Origin of the sequence: Pseudomonas edaphica, from assembly GCF_005863185.1 — a bacterium.
Lineage (GTDB): Bacteria > Pseudomonadota > Gammaproteobacteria > Pseudomonadales > Pseudomonadaceae > Aquipseudomonas > Aquipseudomonas edaphica.
The window spans coordinates 1-1105 of sequence record NZ_VBVZ01001021.1; the positions used below are offsets into that span (position 1 = coordinate 1).

Sequence of the window (1105 nt, forward strand, 5' to 3'; positions counted from 1 at the left end):
ATGCAGACACTGCGGTGTATCAGGCAAAACCGGGTGATGCCATCGCAGGCAAGCCAGCTCCCACATTTGGATCTTCAGTGTTTGGTGGACCGTGTCCGCCCTGCACCTAGAATAAAAAGAGGATGTTGATCATGGCTAAAATCGGATTTATCGGCACCGGCATCATGGGCCAACCCATGGCCGCCAACCTGCAAAAGGCCGGCCACCAACTGTTTCTGTCCGAGCATCACGGCAAGGCGCCCGAAGCCCTGATCGCGGCGGGTGCCGTGGCCCTGGCCAACCCGCAGCAAGTCGCCCAGGAAGCCGAGTTCATCATCGTGATGGTGCCCGACACCCCACAGGTGGACGATGTGCTGTTCCGCGCCGACGGTGTTGCCGCCGGCCTGTCACCCAACAAAGTAGTGATCGACATGAGTTCGATCTCCCCCACCGCCACCAAGGCCTTTGCCGCCAAGATCAATGCAACCGGCGCGCAATACCTCGACGCGCCTGTGTCCGGCGGTGAAGTCGGCGCCAAGGCCGGCACCTTGAGCATCATGATCGGTGGCGAGCCGCAGACGTTCGAACGCGCCCTGCCGCTGTTCCAGGCCATGGGCAAGAACATCACCCTGGTCGGCGGCAATGGCGATGGCCAGACCGCCAAGGTGGCGAATCAGATCATCGTCGCGCTGAACATCCAGGCAGTGGCCGAAGCACTGCTGTTCGCATCGAAGAACGGCGCCGACCCGGCCAAGGTGCGCGAAGCGCTGATGGGCGGGTTTGCTTCGTCGAAGATCCTGGAAGTGCATGGCGAGCGCATGATCAAGGGCACCTTTGATCCGGGCTTCCGCATCAACCTGCACCAGAAAGACCTCAACCTGGCGCTGGCCGGGGCCAAGGAGCTGGGGATCAACCTGCCGAACACGGCTGGCACGCAGCAGGTGTTCAGCACGTGCACGGCGATTGGTGGCGGTAATTGGGACCACTCGGCGCTGATCAAAGGGTTGGAGCATATGGCGAATTTTTCGATTCGCGATAAGTAATTCGATTTGAAATGCAGGCCAATGTGGGAGCTGGCTTGCCTGCGATAGCGGTGTACCAGGCAATGAATGTCTAACTGAAAGAC

The 1105-nt window shown here is 60.1% G+C and carries 1 protein-coding gene; it reads left to right on the forward strand.

What is annotated here, in order from left to right; all coding sequences use genetic code 11:
- Positions 1-131 precede the first annotated feature (131 nt).
- Positions 132-1022, forward strand: coding sequence for a 2-hydroxy-3-oxopropionate reductase (locus tag FEM54_RS32965; RefSeq protein WP_026013623.1), 891 nt, complete (start codon positions 132-134; stop codon positions 1020-1022).
- Positions 1023-1105: the final 83 nt, after the last annotated feature.